Below are 3194 nucleotides of genomic sequence, written 5' to 3'. Positions count from 1 at the left end.
TTTGTAGCCTGACGTTTCAAGGACGTAACTAGTTCAACTTTCATGAGGGATGCTCCAAAGGAATACTAAAGTGATACTATTCTATCACTTTGATAATGGCAAGTCTCATGACGGCTAGACATAATGACCCCCACGAAAGGTGCTAGCCTCCAATATCGTGGGTTAGCTTAAAGCCAGAGCCATAATTAGTGTGTCAAACAACTAAATTTGGAGACTAGCATGAATAACGATAACATAATTTTCATTGGCTTAGATACGCATAAGTCATTTATCCAAGTCGCCGCCTTGCAAGAGCATCGTGGTGCTAAACCTGAGCATTTGGGTCGGATAAAGTCCAACAAGTCCGCACTAATTAAACTCGCACAGCAATTGCAATCTAAGTACCCGAAAGCCACACTTCATTTTGTCTACGAGGCTGGGCCGTGTGGATACTGGACATACCGATTGCTCACCAGTCTTGGGCATTGCTGCTGTGTCATCGCCCCTTCCCTTATTCCTAAGAAATCAGGGGATAGAGTCAAAACAGATAAGAGAGATGCAGCAAAACTTGCCAAACTTTTTAAGGCTGAAGAGCTAACACCTATTTATGTTCCTGAATCTGAAGATGAGGCAATAAGAGATTTATCAAGGGCTAGAGAAACCGCGATGAAAGACCTTAAGGATGCAAAATTCCAACTCAAAGGCTTTCTTCTACGCAATAATGTACAAGCAACGGTGAATGATAACTGGTCTAAAAAGCATCTACGGTGGCTAACCGACCTCATTCTTCCCCATCACAGCCAACAGATTGTATTGCAAGAGATGATCATCACCATCAGTGAGAGGATGCAAAGATTACAACGGTTGGATAACGAGTTGTTACATCAAGTAAAAAACTGGCGTTACTACCCTGTTGTCAAAGCCGTCCAAGCCATGCGGGGCGTGCGACTACTTGTTGCTCTCGGCACCATTGCCGAACTAGGTGATCTACGTCGCTTCGACCATCCCAGAAAACTTATGGCTTATGTCGGCCTCGTACCTACTGAAAACTCCAGTGGCGGAAAAGCTAAACGAGGTAGCCTAACCAAGTGCGGAAACAGTCGAGCACGACGGTTGCTTATTGAGGGCGCACATACGTATAAGCACAAGGCAAATATCTCCGTCGAACTACAACAGCGACAAGAAGGGCTGCCCAAAGAAATTGTAGATATTGCTTGGCATGCCCAACAAAGGTTGTGTCGCCGCTATCAACGATTGTTACAAAAAGGCAAACATCGAAATGTTGTCGTCGCAGCCATTGCGAGAGAAATGATCGCTTATATCTGGGCTATAGCGAGAGAGGTGGTCGTTAGCGCAGTTGATCCAAAAACACGTATTGCAAGGCTGCCTGCATGAGAAAAGAATTAGTGTTAGCGCATTGGATGGAGCATCGGGTGTGGCACAAACACCGACGGCGTTAGGATGGCAATAAAGCTCGCGCTTTATTGAACCACGAGCATAGACTGAAGACAGGTGCCACGACGAAATAAGTAAGGTAGGCGCTGCTCATCTCACGATGAGTAATCCACGTATATCAGCATGAGAACCGACGAAATTACTTGCTTCACCTATGCGTTAACACTATCCCAAAATAAACAAAAGGCTCTGAAATGTGGGAGCAGAAACTTCTACGTTTATATTTGACAAAGGGGGTCATATCAACGCCGCGTTAAGGGGTGAACAACGCCTCCACCCGACCTAAAGTATTGTACCGTAAACACTAAATTTGAAGTAGAACCAAAAATGCCAAGATGTATGGACTCCCTACCCTCACAAGAGTAGCGTAAACAGTGACCAAACCTTTACAAAGGAGTCCATACATGAATCATTCTACTATCCTCGCTATCGACCTAGCAAAGAACGTATTCCAGATATGCAAAATGGATCGCCATGGCAAAGTGATATTCAACAAAGAAGTCTCTCGAACAAAGCTTATTCAAATTCTGACCAAAGAAAAAGAAGCTCTCGTAGCAATCGAATCTTGCAGCTCTGCAAACTATTGGGCTCGTCTTGCACTCTCTCTTGGTCATAAAGTCAAAGCGATTGCACCAAGAAAAGTCATCGCATTTCGACAAGGACAAAAAACGGATGCTAATGATGCGCTTGCCATTGCTATCGCCGCACAACAACCTAACATCAAGCCCTGTCGAATTCTGAATGTAGAAGAGCAGTGCCAACAGTCTGTCGTACTCATGCGGGATTTAGTTGTCAGGCAAAAAGTCAGTACCTCTAATCAAATTCGCTCTTTCTTACTGGAGTTTGGCATACCTATCGCCAAAGGCGATTATGCACTCACTTGTGCTATACCATTAATTCTAGAAGATGCCGAAAATGGATTAACTCCGCAATTTAGACGGGCTCTATCCACCATGTATGACATGTTCACCGCTCTCATTGACCAAATAGATACTCTAAAGCAAAGCCTCAAAGAGGCTATACAACAAGATAAACAATGTCAGCGCCTAGAAAACCTAGAAGGTGTCGGGCCTATCTGTTCCGTTTTATTGAAAGTCGCACTAGGTCAGCACGACCACTTTGCCAATGGCCGCGAAGCCGCTGCTTGTTTTGGGCTAACACCCGTACAACATAGCAGTGGTGGAAAACAAAAAATCGGTAGTATCGCCAAGCGCTCTGGGAATAACACTCTGCGAGGGGCTCTATATCAAGGTGCCATATCTGTCGTTAGCAAGCTAGAAAAGCGAGAAGCTCGTACAACAAAAGAGCAATGGCTTAAAGCACTTACCGCAAGACGAGGGAAAAAAGTCGCGGCTATTGCTCTGGCCAATAAAACCGTCAGAACTGCATTCGCCATGTTAAGAAACGATGAGGAATATAAGCCGCAGTCACTCACGGCTTAAAATGAGTCTGTCAAAAAGAACGCGCTAACGAACCGGTAAGACCAACCATCAAGAGACTGTCCAACGCTTAAGTAGAGATTACTGTTGCCAAGATATAGTCATGATGGTGCGAATACATCTAAGTGGCCTGGGGTAGCTCCTCAAACTGAGCCCGTATATAAGTAAGCATCTTACTATCGCTGCAAGAACTTTTTGACAACAACCGGGAGTCCATATAAGCGTTGGGAATCCGTCTTAAACGCTTTGTTATGGCGCTGAACTCGACGTTAGTTCTTGTATGTCAATTAGGTCGACTTCCCTACCCAAAATACGCTTGTA

The 3194-nt window shown here is 44.7% G+C and carries 2 protein-coding genes and 1 pseudogene; 2 read left to right on the top strand and 1 reads right to left on the bottom strand.

Annotated elements, in window-relative coordinates:
* The first annotated feature begins 219 nt into the window (after positions 1–219).
* Together AB6D06_RS22305 and AB6D06_RS22300 are read left to right on the top strand one after the other, a co-directional pair.
* The gene (locus tag AB6D06_RS22305; RefSeq protein ID WP_136995995.1) at positions 220–1374 is read left to right on the top strand and encodes an IS110 family transposase; all 1155 of its coding nucleotides are present in this window, start codon (positions 220–222) and stop codon (positions 1372–1374) included.
* A 464-nt stretch (positions 1375–1838) separates the two neighbouring features.
* Positions 1839–2876: an IS110 family transposase gene (locus tag AB6D06_RS22300; protein ID WP_371712894.1), complete on the top strand. Its 1038-nt coding sequence runs from the start codon at positions 1839–1841 to the stop codon at positions 2874–2876.
* 246 nt (positions 2877–3122) lie between these two features.
* Here the strand turns inward: AB6D06_RS22300 and AB6D06_RS22295 are convergent.
* Positions 3123–3194, bottom strand: a pseudogene (locus AB6D06_RS22295) (MazG-related protein); the annotation flags it as partial.

Source organism: Vibrio sp. 10N.239.311.G01 (assembly GCF_041465805.1).
Classification (GTDB): domain Bacteria; phylum Pseudomonadota; class Gammaproteobacteria; order Enterobacterales; family Vibrionaceae; genus Vibrio; species Vibrio crassostreae_C.
Note: the sequence above shows the minus strand (reverse complement) of the source record. Positions and strands in the feature narration are given on the sequence as shown.

Coding starts and splice junctions, on each gene's coding strand:
- AB6D06_RS22300 (WP_371712894.1), top strand. CDS start 1,839: ATGAATCATTCTACTATCCTCGCTATCGACCTAGCAAAGAACGTATTC.
- AB6D06_RS22305 (WP_136995995.1), top strand. CDS start 220: ATGAATAACGATAACATAATTTTCATTGGCTTAGATACGCATAAGTCA.